Here is an 18,316-nt window from a genome sequence, read left to right on the forward strand (position 1 = left end):
TTGTAATTAATAACAGGATCCTACTTTTTTTGAGTTTTTAAACAGTGTGCTACGCTAATAAAATTTTACGGCTTAGTATTGACTTCTTAAAAGCAACTTAATAATTTTCAATACTTTTGTGATACAGTACTTACTAATTTCCGCTTGACGGTAAAAACAACTTAAAATGAATATTAAAACCACGCTACTTATTATATTAATTTCATTTTCTAGCTTTGCCAATGACGGGGCATACTACGCTTCTGGAAATCAATTAATCCCTATTACCGAAACAGAAATTTGTATTACTAAAGAGATTTTAACGCTTATCCGAAAAACAGAAAATGACGGAAGCTACGTCTATGTTACTGTGGACTACACGTTTTTTAATCCAGGTCAGGCGAAAACAATTTTAGTCGGTTTTGAAGCGCCCTCACCTAGTGGAGATGTTAATGGGTATCCTAAAAATGGGGCGCATCCTTATATTTCAAAGTTTGATGTGTTGATGAATAATGGACTAATCCCTTTTAAAACCGCGATAGTTAATACCGAAAATTATTATATTAATAATACTATAGATTCTAAAACGGAAGACGAGGTGATTGGGGAAGAATTTAATACTAATGTACCCGATTTTTACTACGTCTACCATTTTGAAGCTAAATTTAAACCTGGTATTAACACCGTTAAACATACCTACCGCTTTAATATGTCAGGCTCCGTTATGGAAAAATACAGTTTTGATTATATCCTAACGGCTGCTAATAGATGGGGAAATAACCAAATTGATGATTTTACATTACACATTGATATGGGAACGAATGAAAACTTTAATTTACCAAATACTTTTTTTAACGACAAAAAAGAATGGACCATAGCGGATGGAAGAAGTCTAGATTATACAAATACCTATAACACTAATACAGCCACAAAATTTATAACGTATACGGGCGGTATAACCTTTAAAAAGACCAATTTTAAACCAAAAGACGAACTGTACCTCTACGCTCCTGCCACGTACATGAAAGAAAACTATACGTCCTTTGATTATAAGCTTCATAACTTACCAGAAGCGATTATCCTGGACGATGACGCGCAGGCAACTTGTACAACCTCTGTAGACCAAAACTCTTTTAAAATACTCCGTAACCTTCCTTTTGCCCTCAATGGTTATGTGTTTAAGACTGCAGTAATTCAGGAGTTTTACCTGTCTCAAAATTGGTATAAACCCAATCCTGACTATCAGGCCAAAATAGAAACATTAAGCGACACAGCAATAGAATGGTTGGCACTGGTAAAATCCAATAAATAGGAAAATTAAGTCGGTTTGATTTAAAATAATAAACTTTCATTTTAAAATCCCTTTACAAAACGATCTGTTTGGTTTCAATAGTTAAGCCTCACAAACTTTAACTTGATATTATTTCCAATCCTAAAAGCAACTCAATATTTTTTCAATACTTTTGTTTGACAATTTTAAACCTTTCCGCTTGACGGTAAAACAAAAATATATTCCAAATGAAAAATACAGCTTTAACAGCAACTCACGAAGCACTTAGTGCAAAAATGGTTCCTTTTGCAGGTTACAATATGCCTGTCCAATATGATGGTGTAAATATCGAACATGAAGCCGTTAGAAAAGATTGCGGTGTGTTTGACGTATCACACATGGGTGAATTTTTAATCTCAGGTCCTAATGCTTTAGCTTTAATACAAAGTGTAAGTAGTAATGACGCGACTAAATTAACCATTGGTAAAGCCCAATATTCTTGTTTGCCAAATGATGATGGTGGTATTGTTGACGATTTAATTATCTACAAATTAAAGGAAGAACAATATTTATTAGTTGTTAATGCTAGTAATATTGAAAAGGATTGGAATTGGATTAGCTCTAAAAACACGGTAGATGCTGAGATGCGTGATTTATCTTCAGACTACTCGCTGTTAGCGATTCAAGGACCAAATGCAGTGGTAAAAATGCAAGCTTTAACCAGTCATGATTTAGCAGCTATTAAATTTTATAATTTTGAAGTTGGTGATTTTGCTGGAATAGATAATGTTATAATCTCTGCTACTGGTTATACTGGAAGTGGTGGTTTTGAAATCTATTGCAAAAATGACGAAGTAAAACAAATTTGGGATAAAGTAACGGAAGCTGGTGCCAAACCAATTGGTTTAGCTGCACGTGATACGTTACGTTTAGAAATGGGATATTGCCTTTACGGAAATGATATTGACGATACGACCTCTCCTATTGAAGCTGGTTTAGGTTGGGTTACAAAGTTTAATAAAACATTTACTAATAGTGCTGCTTTAGAAGATCAAAAACGTCGTGGTGTTGATCGTAAATTAGTTGCTTTTGAGCTTGACGAACGTGGTATACCTAGACATGGTTACGATATTGTTGATGGGCAAGGTAAAAAAATTGGTGTGGTTACTTCTGGAACAATGTCTCCAATGCTTGGTAAAGGGATTGGTTTAGGTTATGTACCAACCGTTTTTACTGATGTCAATAGTAAAATTAATATTCAGATTCGTAAAAATGCAGTGCCTGCAACAGTTGTAAAACTTCCGTTTTATAAGGCATAATAGCTTATGTTAGATTTTAACACAGTAATACACAACATCCATAATAACTTAAAAGACAATGTTGTTAAGGGTGTTGTTGCTTCTTATATTCCGGAACTCTCCAAGCAAGATGTTAATTCGTTTGGCATTTTCATGCAACACATGGATGGGCGTACATTTCAAGCCGGTGATGCTGAAGTGCCTTTTTCTATTCAAAGTATTTCCAAGGTATTATCCTTATCCAAAGCCATCGCTTTTGAAGATAATAATTTATGGACACGTGTAGATGTAGAGCCTTCTGGTAACCCGTTTAACCATTTATCTTTACTAGAGCTAGAAAACGGTATACCAAGAAACCCTTTAATAAATGCTGGGGCTATTGTTGTTGCGGATATCTTGTGTAGCAAATTTAAAAACCCAAAAGAGGACTTTTTAGACTATGTTAGAGCCATTGCTAACGATCAAACCATTACTTATAATTACAAAGTTGCAGAGTCCGAACGGCTAACTGGTTATAATAATTTTGCTGCGGCTAACCTTTTAAAATCGTTTGACAATCTTAATAATGATGTCGAAGTGGTTTTAGATTTCTATTTTCATCAATGTGCCTTGGAGATGACCTGCGCTCAAATTGCTAAAACATTTTATGTGTTTGCTAACGGAGGAAAATGTATCAATAACATCCCACATATTACGGTTAGTCAAGCCAAACGTATTAACGCTATTATGCTAACCTGCGGTTTTTATGACGAATCTGGAGAGTTTGCTTTTGAAGTTGGTTTACCCGGTAAAAGTGGTGTTGGCGGTGGTATTGTAGCCTTATTACCTAACCATTTTGTAATTACAACTTGGGCACCTGGTTTAAATGCTAAAGGTAACTCCTTATTAGGGATGCAAGCTTTAGAACAATTTACGACCCAAACCAATTTATCTGTTTTCTAAACGTTACCGTATAACAATGAAAGAGGCAAATAACAAACATCGCATACTTATACTTGGTGCTAGTGGTTTTTTGGGGCAAGCCATCTACAAAGAATTATGCGGTTACTTTCAAACCTTCGGAACCTATTGTACAGATAATTATGGTTTTGAAAAAAATCAGCACTACTTCCAATACAACATAGAAGAAGATGATATTTTTGAAATCCTAAACAGTGTAAAACCAACGATTATCATTTCGGCCATTAGAGGAAACTTCTCTGCTCAGGTTATTGCGCATCAGCATATTGCAGAATATCTCGTTGTTAATAATAGTAAGTTGTTATTTTTATCTTCTGCCAATGTTTTTGATGCTTATAGTAAGTTTCCTAGTTATGAAACTGACAAAACATTAAGCCATAGTATGTATGGGCATTTTAAGATTAAAATAGAAAATATGCTATTGCGTTTGCCTAAAGGTCATGCAACGATCATTAGATTACCCATGGTTTTTGGTGCACAATCGCCAAGAATACAAGAAATTAAGTTTTTTATAAAAGAAAAACAACCTATTGAAGTGTTTCCTAATTTAATAATGAATGTCACTACGGATACTAAGCTGACGCAACAACTTCATTATTTAATTAACAGAAACAAATCCGGCATTTTCCACTTGGGCAGCTCGGATTTAGTGCATCATGACGATTTTTTTAAAGAAATCATGCTATCACTTGGCGTGGTTAATCCCATGTTTAAACAAGTCTTTACAACTAATGATGATCGCTATTTAGCGGTTTTATCTAAAGTAAACAAATTGCCAAAACACTTGCAATTAGTAAGTCAAGATATTTTAACAGAATTAGAAGTATAAATTCCTTATTTTTAAATAAAAATTATGAGTACACTTACCCCATTAGAAATTGAACAGCGCTTATTAAGACTTCCAGAATGGGAGTATTTTGATAATGCAATACAAGCCGAATTTGAATTCGAAAATTTTAAAGATTGTTTTAGCGCCATGAGCAGAATTGCTTTTGAATGTGAAGCATTAAATCATCATCCAGAATGGACTAACGAATATAATGTGTTAAAAATAATACTAACAACACATGATGCAGGTGGCGTTACTGATAAAGATTTTAAATTAGCCTTAGCAATAGAGCATATTGTGGAAGAGGAAGAAGATTAAACTTTTAAATCCCCTAAATGTACAAACCCCTACTCCTACTTATTGTTATCTTTTCTAGTGTTTCTTATGGGCAAACAGACACCATATTCTGTCAACAGTTAGTTGCTGTAAAAAAATTAGTAAAAGAAAACCATTACCAGCCTAAAGCCATTAATGATAGCTTATCCAAAGGGGTGTTTGATTTATTTATTACAAGCTTAGACCAAGACAAAGATTACTTTCTTCAAACAGATATTGCGCAATTTAAAGCGGATCAATTTCAAATAGATGATTATTTATTAAGTGATAATTGCACGTTTGTCGAGCAGTTCAAAGCAGTATTGATTACACGTATTGAGAATACTAAAACAATTCTGGGACAATTAAACACAACCATTCCCGACTATTCCGGAGGTTTAACATTGCAATATAAACCGTCAGATCAATATATTTACTACAAAGATTATAACGCTTTAGCAACCAGTATAGAAAAATTAGTCGGTTATAAAGTTATGACTAGTTTGCTAGACAATAACGACGACATAGCATATATCAAAGCTAATTTTGCAACCTTAGAAGCTAGTACACGTTTAGATGTTATTAAAAATGAATTGTGTTTATTAGAACAATTTTCTAGCATAAGTGGTGGTTTAGATCGGTACGTTAAAGATGCTTTTATTAATGCTTTTTTACAATATCATGACCCACACTCGGTATTTTTTAATCCTACAGAAAAACTAATCTACGAAAGTGGTTTATCTAGTAACCAGCTGTCCTTTGGTATTACGACAGAAAAAAATAATGAAGGACAAATTATTATAGCCCAAATTACGCCCGGAAGTGCTGCTTTTAAAAATGGTAATATCGAAACTGAAGATGTCATCATTTCATTAACAGCCAATGGGACCACTTTAAAGACTTTGTGTGTGTCCAACGATGCTATTGAAGCTTTTAGTAATAAAGAAGACCATAAAACGATCTCTTTTTTAATTAAAAAACAAAACGGAACAGAGCAAAATATTACACTGACTAAAACTAAAATTAAAGTCGAAGACAATGCGATTAAAGGCTTTTTAATAGGTGAAGACAAGGCTTTAGGCTATATTAAAATCCCTCGATTTTATACTAACGACGAGTCTATAAACGGGCGTGGTGTAACCTCTGATTTTGCTAAGGAATTATACAAACTTCAAAAGCAAAACATCCAAGGTTTAATTATCGATTTACGTTTTAATGGTGGTGGCTCTATGGGAGAAGCGATTGAATTAACAGGGATGTTTATAGATCGTGGACCAGTTACCATAATAAAAACAAACCTTAAAGACACCTATACGATTAGAGATGTTAAACGTGGCACCTATTTTAGTAAACCTGTCATTGTTTTAGTTAACAACTATAGTGCTTCTGCTTCAGAGTTTTTTGCTGCAGCCATGCAAGATTACAATCGGGCATTAATTGTTGGATCCACAACCCATGGTAAATCTAGTGCACAAAGCATTATTGCTCTAGACGACACAAAAAACATAGGGTATTGCAAAATTACTATGGAAAAATTTTACCGTGTCACGGGGCAAAGTCATCAAGCCATTGGTGTTATTCCTGATTTAAAATTACCGTCTGTCTATAATGATTTGGATAGCGGAGAGCAGTTTTATGACTATGTTTTACAAAACGATACCGTTACTCCCGAACAAATATTTAAACCATTACAAAAGAAGGATTACAGCACACTAATTAGTAAAAACAAACAACGCTTATCTGTCAACACTGCATTTACACAGATAGCCGAAAATAATATAAAGCTAAAAGAAAGTATTTTTGCTTTAGGACCGCAATATGCACTTACCTTAGACGAGGTCAATAAAACTAGAGAACAAAAGAGAACATTATATAATCAAATTTTCCCTAATGACACTGACCAGGTCGTAATCGCAGTGTCCAACACCGCTTCTACTGAAAAAGCAATCAATTATAACACGGATAATGATTCTTTAAATGCCGGCATTATCAATCAATTATCACAAGATATTTATATTGCAGAAACCTATTCAATTTTAAAAGACTTAATTAATCTTAAAAATTAGTTACAAAAGCTAATTATTTGGGCAGACATATGTCCAAGAGTAACTTAAAAGTAAAAGATTTTTTTAAATTTGTAATTATTAAAATTATTTTTAACTAGTTAGTTTTCGCTATAGCGAAAATATAAAAACATATATAACATGGGAAGAGCTTTCGAATTTAGAAAAGCACGTAAGATGAAACGTTGGTCGGCAATGAGTAAAGCCTTTACACGTATTGGAAAAGATATTGTAATGGCAGTTAAAGAAGGCGGACCGGATCCAGGCAGTAACTCACGTTTACGTGCTGTCATCCAAAATGCCAAAGCAGTCAACATGCCAAAAGATAATGTAGAGCGTGCAATTAAAAAAGCAAGTGATAAAAGTCTTGGGGATTATAAAGAAGTTGTTTTTGAAGGTTATGCGCCACATGGTATTGCAATATTAGTAGAAACTGCAACCGATAACAATACCCGTACTGTAGCTAACGTCCGTAGTTATTTTAATAAATGTGATGGTAGTTTAGGGACTTCAGGGTCTGTTGTATTTATGTTTGACCACACCTGTAACTTTAGACTTAATGCAGAAGGATTAGATCCAGAAGAATTAGAATTAGAGTTTATTGACTTTGGTGCAGAAGAAGTCTTTGCTGATGATGATGGAATTTTAATTTATGCGCCTTTTGAAAGCTTTGGAGCAATCCAAGCAGAATTGGAAAGTCGTGACATTGAGATTTTATCTTCAGGGTTTGAACGTATCCCGCAAGTCACTAAAGCAGTTACACCAGAGGAAGCTGTAGATATCGAAAAATTATTAGAGAAATTAGAAGAAGATGATGATGTACAAAACGTATATCATACCATGGAAGAAACTGCGGAATAATCGTATTTTCAAATTCTTATCTATAAAAAAAGCGACCAATAACAGGTCGCTTTTTTTATACACTTATATTTGGTGTTACAGCTCTAAAATTTGTGCTGCGTGGTCTTTTGTTTTTACTTTATCAATAACATGCGCGACTACCCCGTCTTCATCTACCAAAAAGGTTTTTCTATGAATACCATCATATTCCTTACCCATAAACTTTTTTAAACCCCAAACCCCAAAAGCATTAATCACCTCTTTATCCTCGTCTGCTAAAAGCGGAAACGGGAAACTGTATTTGTTTTTAAAATTGGTTTGCCTTTTTTCAGAATCAGCACTAACCCCCAAAATCTCATACCCTTTATCTTGTAGCGCTTTATAATTATCTGTTAAGTTACAAGCCTCGGCAGTACAACCAGGTGTACTTGCTTTAGGATAAAAGAAAACAACTAGCTTTTTTCCTTTATAATCTGATAATGATACTGGCTGTCCGTCTTGATCATTTACTGTGAAATTTGGTACTTTATCGCCTTGTTTTAATGTATTCATAGTTGTAATTTTGGTTTAATTCAAAAATACGACTAATGACTAAGCAAGAAAAGGTAGATTTTGTTATAAATACGTTAAATAAACTCTATCCTGAAATACCTATTCCGTTAGATCATAAAGATCCCTACACCCTATTAGTTGCTGTGCTACTCTCTGCGCAATGTACAGATGTCAGAGTCAATCAAATTACGCCCTTATTGTTTGCCAAAGCAGATAATCCGTATGATATGATTAAAATGAGTGTCGAAGAGATCAAGGCCATTATAAGACCGTGTGGTTTGTCTCCAATGAAAAGTAAAGGAATATATGGCTTGTCTAAAATGTTAGTCGAAGATTATGATGGTATTGTCCCACAATCTTTTGAAGCCTTAGAAACATTTCCTGCGGTTGGACATAAAACGGCTAGTGTTGTCATGAGCCAAGCGTTTGGTGTGCCTGCTTTTCCGGTGGACACACATATACACCGATTGATGTACCGTTGGAATTTAACTAATGGTAAAAATGTGCAACAAACCGAAAAAGATGCTAAACGGTTATTCCCTAAAGACACATGGAATGATCTACACCTACAAATTATATGGTATGGTCGCGAGTATTCTCCTGCCAGAGGTTGGGATTTAGAAAAAGATATTATTACAAAAACTATTGGGCGCGCCACAGTCTTAAAAGAATATTACAAATAGAATTGGTCGTTAATTAGTTGGTCGTTGATGGTTTTTGGCTACTAATTAACGCTTCATTTTAATAAAAGACGCTTGATTATAACTTTTTTAAAAGGGAAGCGTTTGACCTAAAATGCGAAGCCGTTTTAAGACATAATTATTATCATTTTTAAAATCGTTTCATTCCCTTTAGTAAACCATCCGAGTTGTTCTTCAAAAAACACACTTCCCTTTAACTCTAAAAAAGTGCTTAAAAACAAAAACGTCCTGATCATTTGATCAGGACGTTTTCAAAATTAGTTTTGAAGTGCTTCAAACTTCAAATTTTTATAACTTATAACACTTAAAGCCTTTGAATAATTTAAAATAAAACTTATCGTTTGTTCTTTAGGTTTCATTTTAAAGTCTTGTTTTTGGGGGGTATTCGATTGTTCAGAGTAAATTTTCGCCATGTATATATGTTTAAGGTATACACAGATAACGAGCAAACTTTTACTTTATTGTCTTTTTAGTTTGTTAAAACAATATTGTGCTTTTCGATAACCTTTCTCATATTAATTAATGCATAACGCATACGCCCTAAAGCCGTATTAATACTTACCCCTGTACGTTCTGAGATTTCTTTAAAACTCATATCGTTATACATACGCATGACCAAAACCTCTTTCTGATCTCCAGGCAATTCTTCAATTAACCGTCTAACATCTGCCTCTACCTGTGCTTTAACCATCGATTTTTCTGCATTTAAAGCACTATCACTAATTACAGAAAAAATGTCAAATTCGCCCGAATTATCAAATTTTGGCATTCTTTTATTTTTTCTAAAATGATCAATAACTAAATTATGAGAAATACGCATCACCCAAGGTAAAAACTTACCTTCTTCATTATATTTACCGCGTTTTAAAGTACGTATCACCTTGATAAAAGTATCCTGAAAAATATCTTCAGCAATATCTCTATCGTAAACTTTAGAATAAATGAAACTGTATATACGTTGTTTGTGTCGAGTAATCAATACCTCTAAAGCAGATTCCTCTCCTTTAATGTAGTTACTAACAAGAATAGCATCTGTGATTGTTACTTTTTGCATAATCATTACTTTTTGGGCGCCAAAAAAAGGTTTCAGCTTGGGGTTTATAAAATAAAAAGTAATGTTGTGCTATAGGCTATAAAGTTTTGTTAACATATTGTTAGGATTCAAATATAACAACAATCATTCCGAAAAAACAAAATAAAACTAAACTTTTAACATTTTATTGCACAATAAAGGTATTTAAAAGGTGCCTAACTTGTGTTATCTTTGTGTTTTAGATGTAAAAATGACTATGACTACACCGCTTTCTGAAGTAAATCCAAAAGAAAATATTATTATCAAAGGTGCAAAATTGCACAATCTTAAAAATATAGATGTCGTTATTCCACGACGTAAACTGGTAGTTATTACTGGATTATCAGGTTCTGGAAAATCTAGTCTTGCTTTTGATACGCTATATGCAGAAGGACAACGTCGTTACGTAGAAAGTTTAAGTAGTTATGCCAGACAGTTTTTAGGACGTCTTAATAAGCCTAAAGTAGATTATATAAAGGGTATTGCACCTGCTATTGCTATCGAGCAAAAAGTAAATAGTACCAATCCTAGATCTACTGTGGGAACAACAACAGAGATTTATGATTATTTAAAACTACTATTTGCTAGAGTTGGACGTACCTACTCTCCTATTTCTGGTCAAGAAGTCAAAAAAGATACGGTTACAGACGTTACAAAATACATCCAAAGTTTAGCTTTAAACGAAAAACTATTATTGTTAGCCCCTTTAGTTTTAGAAGAAGGTCGTGCGTTGCAAGACAAACTAAGTGCTTTAAATGCGCAAGGTTATGCTAGGATAAAAGTAAAAGATAAAGTCATCAGAATTGACGACGCTAAAGATATAACGTCTACGGACGGCCTATACTTAGTAGTTGATAGAATTGTTACTAAGGACGATGAGGATTTTTACAACCGATTGGCTGATGCGATCCAAACAGCGTTTTTTGAGGGGAAAGGTAATTGTTACATCCAAACCTTAGCAGATAATACCATCCGCCATTTTAGTAATAAATTTGAATTGGATAACCTCCAATTTTTAGAGCCCAATGTCCATTTATTTAGTTTTAACAACCCTTATGGTGCCTGTCCAAAATGTGAAGGTTATGGAGATGTTATTGGTATTGATGATGATTTAGTAGTCCCAAATACCGCTTTATCAGTTTACGAAAACGCTATATTCCCTTGGCGTGGTGATAGTATGAGTTGGTATAAGGACCAATTGGTTAATAACTCGCACAAGTTTGATTTCCCGATACACAAACCTTACTTTCAATTAAGTGAAGCTCATAAAAATTTAATTTGGGAAGGTAATGAGTATTTTGAAGGCTTAAATAGCTTTTTTGCCGAGCTAGAAAGCAAGGCGTATAAGATTCAGAATCGCGTGATGTTATCTCGTTACCGAGGAAAAACCCTATGTAAAGTCTGTCATGGTAAACGTTTGAGACCAGAAACCAATTACATTAAAGTTGGTAATGCAACATTAACTGATTTAGTAGAATTACCGTTAAATAAACTAGCGACTTTCTTTGATAAAATTGAGTTGAACGACTACGATGCTAAAATTGCAGAACGTTTATTAATCGAAATTAAAAATAGACTAAGCTTTTTACATAACGTAGGATTAGACTACTTAACAATCAACAGAAAATCAAACACCTTATCTGGTGGAGAGAGTCAACGTATTAATTTAGCAACCTCTTTAGGGAGTAGTTTGGTAGGATCCATGTACATTTTGGACGAGCCTAGTATTGGTTTACATCCAAAGGATTCTGAACGTTTAATACAAGTTTTAAAACAACTTCGGGATTTAGGAAACACTGTTATTGTGGTAGAACATGATGAGGATATCATGAAAGAAGCCGATCAGATAATAGATATTGGACCAGAAGCTGGTACTTTAGGAGGAGAAGTTGTTGCTGTCGGTACCTATGCGGATATATTAAAATCAAATTCGTTAACCGCTCAATATTTAAATGAAACGTTAAAAATTGAAGTCCCTAAAACGCGTCGTACTAGTAAATATAGTATTGATGTTATTGGCGCTAGAGAAAATAATTTAAAAAATATTGATGTTTCTTTTCCTTTAGAGATGCTTACTGTAATTACGGGAGTTTCTGGTAGTGGAAAAAGTACATTGGTTAAAAAAATATTATTTCCTGCGATACAAAAGCATTTAACAGGTTTTAGTGATAAAGCGGGTCAATTTACAGAGATAAAAGGAAACTATAGTATTGTAAAAAATATCGAATTTATAGATCAGAATCCTATAGGACGTTCTTCTAGATCAAACCCTGTGACTTACGTTAAAGCCTACGATGATATCAGAGCGTTATATGCTAAGCAAAAACTGAGTACGATTCGCAATTACGCTGCAAAACACTTTAGTTTTAATGTAGATGGGGGACGCTGCGAAACCTGTAAAGGTGAAGGAGAAGTAACTATCGAAATGCAATTTATGGCAGATGTCCATTTAGAATGTGAAACTTGCAAAGGCAAGCGTTTTAAAAAGGAAGTCTTAGAGGTTACTTTTGCCGATAAAAATATCGATGATATTTTAAATCTAACCATTGATGATGCTATTGCCTTTTTTGATAAAAATGGTGCTGTAAAAATTAAAAACAAACTACAACCGCTACAAGACGTCGGTTTAGGTTATGTGGCGTTGGGGCAAAGCAGTTCTACTCTTTCTGGTGGAGAAGCACAACGTATAAAATTAGCAACCTTTTTAGGAAAAGGGAATACAAAGGATAAAACCTTATTTATTTTTGACGAACCGACCACTGGGCTACACTTTCATGATATTCAGAAATTACTAAAATCATTTTACGCATTAATTGCTAAAGGACATTCCATAATTGTGGTAGAGCATAATTTAGAACTGATTAAATGTGCCGATCATATCATAGACTTAGGCCCTGAAGGTGGAGAAAATGGCGGAAAACTAGTTGCTTTTGGCACACCGGAAGACGTTGTAAAGGTAAAAACAAGTGTGACTGCACAGTATTTGAAGGATAAATTATAACGAGCAACAACCTCCAATGGGTGATTTAGAAACGATCAAAAAAACGGTATCTACCAAACCTGAAGTAAGCGGAGGTGCTAATTTTGAAACACACGTTTTATCTCAGACTAGGTATGGTTTTAAATTTAAACCATCTCTCGGTTATGCGTTATTTACGCTACTATTTGTTGGTGTGGCTTATGCCTTTTTGTACGCAGGTATTGCTTCGTATTTAAAGACTCAAAATTTCGAATTTTTATTTAGTCTTGTAACATTAGTAGGAGCTGTGTTTTTTATTGCAGGTCACTATTTACTTATTTCTTATTTTTCGCCCATTGTTTTTAATACACATAGTAATCGTTTTTATCGCGGGTTTAATAAGCAAAACCCAAAAAAAAGCACTGCATTATCAAACATTGTCGCTTTACAGATTATTGGTGAAACTATATCTGGTGAGAACGGTAACTACAAAAGCTTTGAACTTAATTTAGTACTAAAAAATGCATCACGAATTAATGTAGTGGATCATGGTAAACTAAAAACTATTATTATTGATGCTGAAGTGTTAAGTCAATATTTTAACATTCCTATTTGGCATGCCCAGTCTTAGTCTTTCCGTTTAAAAGCCCCGCTTCCTATTCTTGAAAATAGTTTCATTAAGTCAAAATATACTTATTTATCAAGCTGTTTAATTTCGGTTTAACCGAAAAAATAATTGGTAGACTACTTCCCTATCTATATTCTATTTTAATAAAACAAAAACGAAACAAACGCTAGAACCACAAAAGCTATAGGTAACAATAGCGCTAAAAACACAAAGGATATGATACCACTTTTTAAAAGACTGTATCGCCAACGCTGATTGTAAAAACGCTTAGTTGATATTACAAAATATAAAAAGATGGAAAATGTTATTAATAAATTGATCCAATTAGGGACATCGATGATAAGGTTAGCAATTAATAATATACTAAAGACCATAAAAATAAAGGCGAAAAAGTAAAATGAGAATACTAAGTGATACGCATAGCGTCCTTTTTTCCAATAAAATAGTTTTAGGAATAAAGCAAAAAGCGGTAATAAAATAAACAAAGCAATTGGTGTCGCATTTATCATAGAAACCCATATCGATCCCGCTTTTCTGTCTTGATGAAATTTTAAAATTTGTGGGTATAACATCTTATCAAACCAGCTAGGATTATCTGCCATGCCCATAGCCTTATATATAACGGTTTTTGAAGCACCATTAGCTATTAATGAATCCAGTTTTTTACCATCATACCCAAACGAAATCGTATGATCAGCACCTATATCTTTCCGACCGACAATAGAATCAATGTCCTTATCCGTCATCCCAGACAGATACTTGTTTTCATTTAGCGTCCTCCTGATTTCTTTTCTTTTAACCGAATCGACTTGTATTGCTTCAACCTCATTTAATATTTTAGTTGATTCTGTTTTAAAGCCATCATTCAACTCTTGCTCTACTCTATTCGTCTGAAAAGAGAACAAAAAGAAAAACACAAATGTGACAAACAAATATAACTGTGCGGGATGTAAATAAGACAAGCGTTTACCACCAATAAATTGATTTGATAAAAAACCAGGTTTAGTCATTAAAGGGATAAAACTCTTGAAAAATTTAGAATCCCAAAGCAGATAATTATTTAAAGTATTATTAAACAGTATCCCGAGTGTTAACTCCTCTTTATCCTTCATTCCGCAATGCGGACAAAAATCAAATCCAGATTTAAAATCACTTTCGCAATTTTTGCACGTGTTATACTTTAAAGACATTGGTAGTTGGTTTTTACAACAGTAAATATAGTATTCTTTTTAATACTTTACGATTCAGATTTAGATTAAATTCATTTCCTTAAACCGCTTAAAACAGCAGTAAAACCAACACCTAACAAGTTTGGCACAGCTATTGAAACTATCTTATCAATACAGCGAATGCCGAAACGTTAAAATAGTAGGCAAAATCTAAATCCTTAATACTATGAAAAAATTAGTACTATTATTTACAGGTCTGTTAATTGGATTAACAACCGTAACAGCAGAAACGAAGTCTGCATCGCAAGGTGAAGATTTAGTACAAAACAGAACGCATTATGCGCAACCTATTTTATTTACCGAACGTGGTGTCCAATTTTTAATCTTTCCTGACGGAAGTTTTGATTTTAATACACAGATAGGACAAACACAGGGTGATAACTATTACAGACATAGCAATTCAAAGCGAAGGTCTGTTAATACCACTTATGGCGCACCGGGAAGACAGGTTAGTTATTCTAATCCAAGAAATCGAGGTATGATTGTAACACATGATAGCGATGGAAAAGTTAGACGTATTGGTAATGTGTTTTTAAACTATAATAGAAGTGGACAAATTAAACGTTTAGGGTCTGTGTACATCGCCTACAACCGTCAAGGTTTAGTAAGTCAAATTGGAAGTATGCGTTTACAATATAACCGACGTGGTCAATTAATTAAAAGGATAGGTCAAGTCAATAGATATAATACTAATAATGGGCATTACGAATATGAAACTAATAACAATGATGATTACTATTATTACAAAAAAGGGGTAAAAACTAAAAAGTCTAAACTTAAAAAAAATAAAAAATAATTACTTTTTTGTCCCAATAAAAAAAGCCATGAACTGATGTTTCTGGCTTTTTTGCTATTTACAAACCTCATAAAAACTCTTAAACCCCTTGATTTTAAAGTGTTTTCCATTTTTGGCACGATGCTTGTAATTATGTTAGTGTTCAACAATTAAAACAATACATTATGAAAAACATATTCCTTTTATTAACAGCTTTAGTCCTTAGTGGATTTACTGTTAATGCAGACACAAAAAATACATCAGATGATGGTATCATCAACAACACTTATGTAAGAGGTTACGGAAATTCTTTCATATTTGAAGAATCAGGAATTGAATTTTCTGTTTATGCAGATGGACAGTTTGACTTTTATATGCCAAATTACGGCCCTAAAGTTAACGTAGAAATTAACAATAGAAACACAAGTATTAGTTTTAATACAGGTTACGATTATGGTGCTTATGTACAGTATGACGAATTTGGAGCTATCATACAAGTAGAAAACACTCCTGTTTATTATGACTATTATGGTCGTGTAAACCAAGTAGGAAATGTTTACATCAATTATAATAGTAGAGGTTATGTTAACCGTGTAGGTGGCTTATATGTACATTATAACCGTTACAACCGTTATTCGCATTGCACAGGATTTATTAACGTGTACAACAGAGCTTATGTTTACAGAGCATGGCACTCGTATTACACGTTACCTTCGGCACATTACCGTGTAGTATATACAACGCCTTACAGACAACATTATACACCTACAAGATATAGATATGATAGACCTTACCTTAACAATAGCAGACGTAGAACGGCTGTAGCTAATAGAAGAGGGAATTCAATTTCAAGAAACAGAAGTCTAGCCTCTAGAAATGATGGTAGAACACCTAGAGTAAATAGTACACCTCGTACCAGAAACAATAGAGCAACTACAACGCCTAGAACAAGAGGAAACCGCACAGTTAATGCGACTCCTAGAACTAGAAATAATAGTGCTACAACTAGTACACCAAGAACAAGAGGTAACCAAACAACGACTTCTACTCCAAGAACTAGAAATAATAGCGCTACAACGAGCACACCAAGAACAAGAGGTAATCAAACAACGACTTCTACTCCAAGAACTAGAAGTAATAGCGCTACGACGAGTACACCAAGAACAAGAGGTAATCAAACAACGACTTCTACTCCAAGAACTAGAAGTAATACAAAATCTACAACAACTAGAAAAACAACATCAAAGCCAAGAACGACCAGTTCTAGAAGTTCTTCTTAAAAAACAAGAAGCACAAGAACTAGATAATACTAAAAATTAGTTGAAACATTAGAATCCTACAAACAGTTGTTTGCCCTCAAGCAGCCGTTTGTAGGATTTTTTTATGGTATAAAACGATTTAATAGTTTAGAAATATCTTCTGATAAATTAAATTTATAAACGGTCAAACCGTAGACTATAGATAACAGCATTGTTTTTAGAGCTATATCTACTATGGGATGAAAGGGAAATTCCCAAAAGAATAAACCTAGTCCACAAACACTAATTAAGACTAATGTTTTAAATGTCGAAATAGTAAACGGCTGCATTTTAAACTTTTTGTAGACAAACGTTAACTTTACCATATTATACGTAAATATCGTAATACAACTAGCATACGCTGCCCCATTAATACCATAAACAGGAATAAAAATTAAATTTAAAACGACTGTTAGTATTGCCAACAATACCCCAAACATAAGGACAACTCTATAATAATCACTATTAAAAAGAATGGCATTATTGTTTCCAATTAAGTTATCGGACAACTTAGCCAGACCTATTACCAAAACAACAATAAACCCTTCACTATAATTTTCTGGTATCAAAAGATACAGCTTACTTATATTGATAATAATACACAAAAAGATAAAGCCACTAATAATAAATAAGTTAATCGAACTTTTTTGATACAAGGTCTTTAACTCGACCGTATTCCCTTCATTTAAAAACTTAGCCGTCAACGGATTTGCTATTTGATGCATGGCACGTGCAGGAACACCAATAACAGTGGCTATATAAATTGCTACGCCATAATAAGCAACATTGTTAAGTGCTTCAAATTGACCTAACATAAACTTATCAATCTCTAAAATAATGTTAGCCACGGAACCTGCAATAATTATTAAAGCTGAATATTTTAAAATACTAGATAGATTAGGAATTTTAGTAAATCTAAAACTAGGTAGTCTTAAACTAAACGCATACAGTGTCATTATAAATGCGCGGATAACATAGACTATGACAATGCCATAAATTAACTGATCGACCGTTACATAGCCAAAATAAAGACAAATAAGTAGTATCGTCGTAGCCACCCTATGAAACACTTCGCTCATAAAATTACCAAACACACTTTGCAATTGCACTTTACTCCAAGCATAAAAGACTTCAAAATAAGCAAAAGCACCTGCAGACACATAGATTAACCAGGTATAATCCTTAATAATGGCATTCTCCTTAGATAACCAATTCGCAATACTATCGTAAGCTAAATGCGTGATTACACCTAACGGAATAATAAGTAGTAAAGGCAACAAAAGCATAACGCTTAAAAAACTATTTTGGGATTGTCGGCTTTTAAAAGACGAATAAAATTTAACAATAGTATTATGCACACCAAATGCCATAAAAGGCATTAATATACTTGCGGTGGATAATATAAAAGTGATTAAACCAAAGTACTCTTCTGTTAAAAATTGGGTGTATAAAAAAATAACATTAATAGCTCCAACACCAAAACCAAAGTAAGTTATAATGGTATTTTTGATAGATTGATTAATGACTATTCCCATATATTAAAATAAG

At 33.5% G+C, this 18,316-nt stretch carries 17 protein-coding genes; 12 read left to right on the forward strand and 5 right to left on the reverse strand.

Annotated features, from left to right (window positions below; translation table 11 throughout):
- Window positions 1-166 precede the first annotated feature (166 nt).
- The 7 genes from H0I26_RS14025 (at window position 167) to H0I26_RS14055 (ending at window position 7,575) form a co-directional block, all read left to right on the forward strand.
- Window positions 167-1,291 (forward strand): YARHG domain-containing protein, encoded by a 1,125-nt coding sequence (locus H0I26_RS14025; protein ID WP_218699647.1) that lies wholly within the window; start codon window positions 167-169, stop codon window positions 1,289-1,291.
- Between the two features lie 206 nt (window positions 1,292-1,497).
- The gene (gene gcvT, locus H0I26_RS14030; protein WP_218699648.1) at window positions 1,498-2,568 is read left to right on the forward strand and encodes a glycine cleavage system aminomethyltransferase GcvT; all 1,071 of its coding nucleotides are present in this window, start codon (window positions 1,498-1,500) and stop codon (window positions 2,566-2,568) included.
- A gap of 6 nt (window positions 2,569-2,574) precedes the next feature.
- Window positions 2,575-3,489: a glutaminase gene (locus H0I26_RS14035; protein WP_218699649.1), complete on the forward strand. Its 915-nt coding sequence runs from the start codon at window positions 2,575-2,577 to the stop codon at window positions 3,487-3,489.
- 16 nt (window positions 3,490-3,505) lie between these two features.
- Complete coding sequence (locus tag H0I26_RS14040) at window positions 3,506-4,336, forward strand: sugar nucleotide-binding protein (RefSeq protein ID WP_218699650.1); 831 nt, start codon at window positions 3,506-3,508, stop codon at window positions 4,334-4,336.
- Window positions 4,337-4,360: 24 nt separating this feature from the next.
- A complete protein-coding gene (locus tag H0I26_RS14045; protein ID WP_101018782.1) occupies window positions 4,361-4,654 on the forward strand; it encodes a 4a-hydroxytetrahydrobiopterin dehydratase in 294 nt (97 codons plus the stop codon).
- 17 nt (window positions 4,655-4,671) lie between these two features.
- Entirely contained in the window at window positions 4,672-6,717 is a 2,046-nt protein-coding gene (locus H0I26_RS14050) for a carboxy terminal-processing peptidase (RefSeq protein ID WP_218699651.1), read from the forward strand.
- A 138-nt stretch (window positions 6,718-6,855) separates the two neighbouring features.
- Window positions 6,856-7,575 (forward strand): YebC/PmpR family DNA-binding transcriptional regulator, encoded by a 720-nt coding sequence (locus H0I26_RS14055; RefSeq protein WP_101018784.1) that lies wholly within the window; start codon window positions 6,856-6,858, stop codon window positions 7,573-7,575.
- Between the two features lie 75 nt (window positions 7,576-7,650).
- Here the strand turns inward: H0I26_RS14055 and bcp are convergent, their stop codons facing one another.
- Window positions 7,651-8,106 (reverse strand): thioredoxin-dependent thiol peroxidase, encoded by a 456-nt coding sequence (gene bcp / locus H0I26_RS14060; RefSeq protein WP_101018785.1) that lies wholly within the window; start codon window positions 8,104-8,106, stop codon window positions 7,651-7,653.
- 35 nt (window positions 8,107-8,141) lie between these two features.
- Here bcp and H0I26_RS14065 point away from each other — a divergent pair, with 35 nt between their 5' ends.
- Window positions 8,142-8,789 (forward strand): endonuclease III domain-containing protein, encoded by a 648-nt coding sequence (locus H0I26_RS14065; protein ID WP_101018786.1) that lies wholly within the window; start codon window positions 8,142-8,144, stop codon window positions 8,787-8,789.
- 275 nt (window positions 8,790-9,064) lie between these two features.
- On the opposite strand, the gene H0I26_RS14070 is transcribed toward H0I26_RS14065, so the two are convergent.
- On the reverse strand, window positions 9,065-9,220 hold the full coding sequence (locus H0I26_RS14070) for a hypothetical protein (RefSeq protein ID WP_198519970.1): 156 nt from the start codon (window positions 9,218-9,220) through the stop codon (window positions 9,065-9,067).
- A gap of 56 nt (window positions 9,221-9,276) precedes the next feature.
- The gene (locus H0I26_RS14075; RefSeq protein ID WP_101021005.1) at window positions 9,277-9,861 is read right to left on the reverse strand and encodes an RNA polymerase sigma factor; all 585 of its coding nucleotides are present in this window, start codon (window positions 9,859-9,861) and stop codon (window positions 9,277-9,279) included.
- A 235-nt stretch (window positions 9,862-10,096) separates the two neighbouring features.
- On the opposite strand from H0I26_RS14075, the gene uvrA reads away from it, so the two are divergent.
- Both uvrA and H0I26_RS14085 read left to right on the forward strand, forming a co-directional pair.
- Window positions 10,097-12,880, forward strand: a complete 2,784-nt coding sequence (gene uvrA / locus H0I26_RS14080; RefSeq protein ID WP_218699652.1) for an excinuclease ABC subunit UvrA — start codon at window positions 10,097-10,099, stop codon at window positions 12,878-12,880.
- 16 nt (window positions 12,881-12,896) lie between these two features.
- Window positions 12,897-13,469, forward strand: coding sequence for a hypothetical protein (locus tag H0I26_RS14085; protein WP_218699653.1), 573 nt, complete (start codon window positions 12,897-12,899; stop codon window positions 13,467-13,469).
- A gap of 137 nt (window positions 13,470-13,606) precedes the next feature.
- On the opposite strand, the gene H0I26_RS14090 is transcribed toward H0I26_RS14085, so the two are convergent.
- Window positions 13,607-14,656, reverse strand: coding sequence for a DUF3667 domain-containing protein (locus H0I26_RS14090; RefSeq protein ID WP_218699654.1), 1,050 nt, complete (start codon window positions 14,654-14,656; stop codon window positions 13,607-13,609).
- A 205-nt stretch (window positions 14,657-14,861) separates the two neighbouring features.
- Here H0I26_RS14090 and H0I26_RS14095 point away from each other — a divergent pair, with 205 nt between their 5' ends.
- The gene (locus H0I26_RS14095) at window positions 14,862-15,491 is read left to right on the forward strand and encodes a hypothetical protein (protein WP_218699655.1); all 630 of its coding nucleotides are present in this window, start codon (window positions 14,862-14,864) and stop codon (window positions 15,489-15,491) included.
- 164 nt (window positions 15,492-15,655) lie between these two features.
- On the forward strand, window positions 15,656-16,750 hold the full coding sequence (locus H0I26_RS14100; protein ID WP_218699656.1) for a hypothetical protein: 1,095 nt from the start codon (window positions 15,656-15,658) through the stop codon (window positions 16,748-16,750).
- Between the two features lie 101 nt (window positions 16,751-16,851).
- Here H0I26_RS14100 and H0I26_RS14105 read toward each other — a convergent pair whose 3' ends face one another.
- The gene (locus H0I26_RS14105) at window positions 16,852-18,303 is read right to left on the reverse strand and encodes a polysaccharide biosynthesis C-terminal domain-containing protein (RefSeq protein ID WP_218699657.1); all 1,452 of its coding nucleotides are present in this window, start codon (window positions 18,301-18,303) and stop codon (window positions 16,852-16,854) included.
- Window positions 18,304-18,316: the final 13 nt, after the last annotated feature.

Origin of the sequence: Olleya sp. HaHaR_3_96, assembly GCF_019278545.1 — a bacterium.
Lineage (GTDB): Bacteria > Bacteroidota > Bacteroidia > Flavobacteriales > Flavobacteriaceae > Olleya.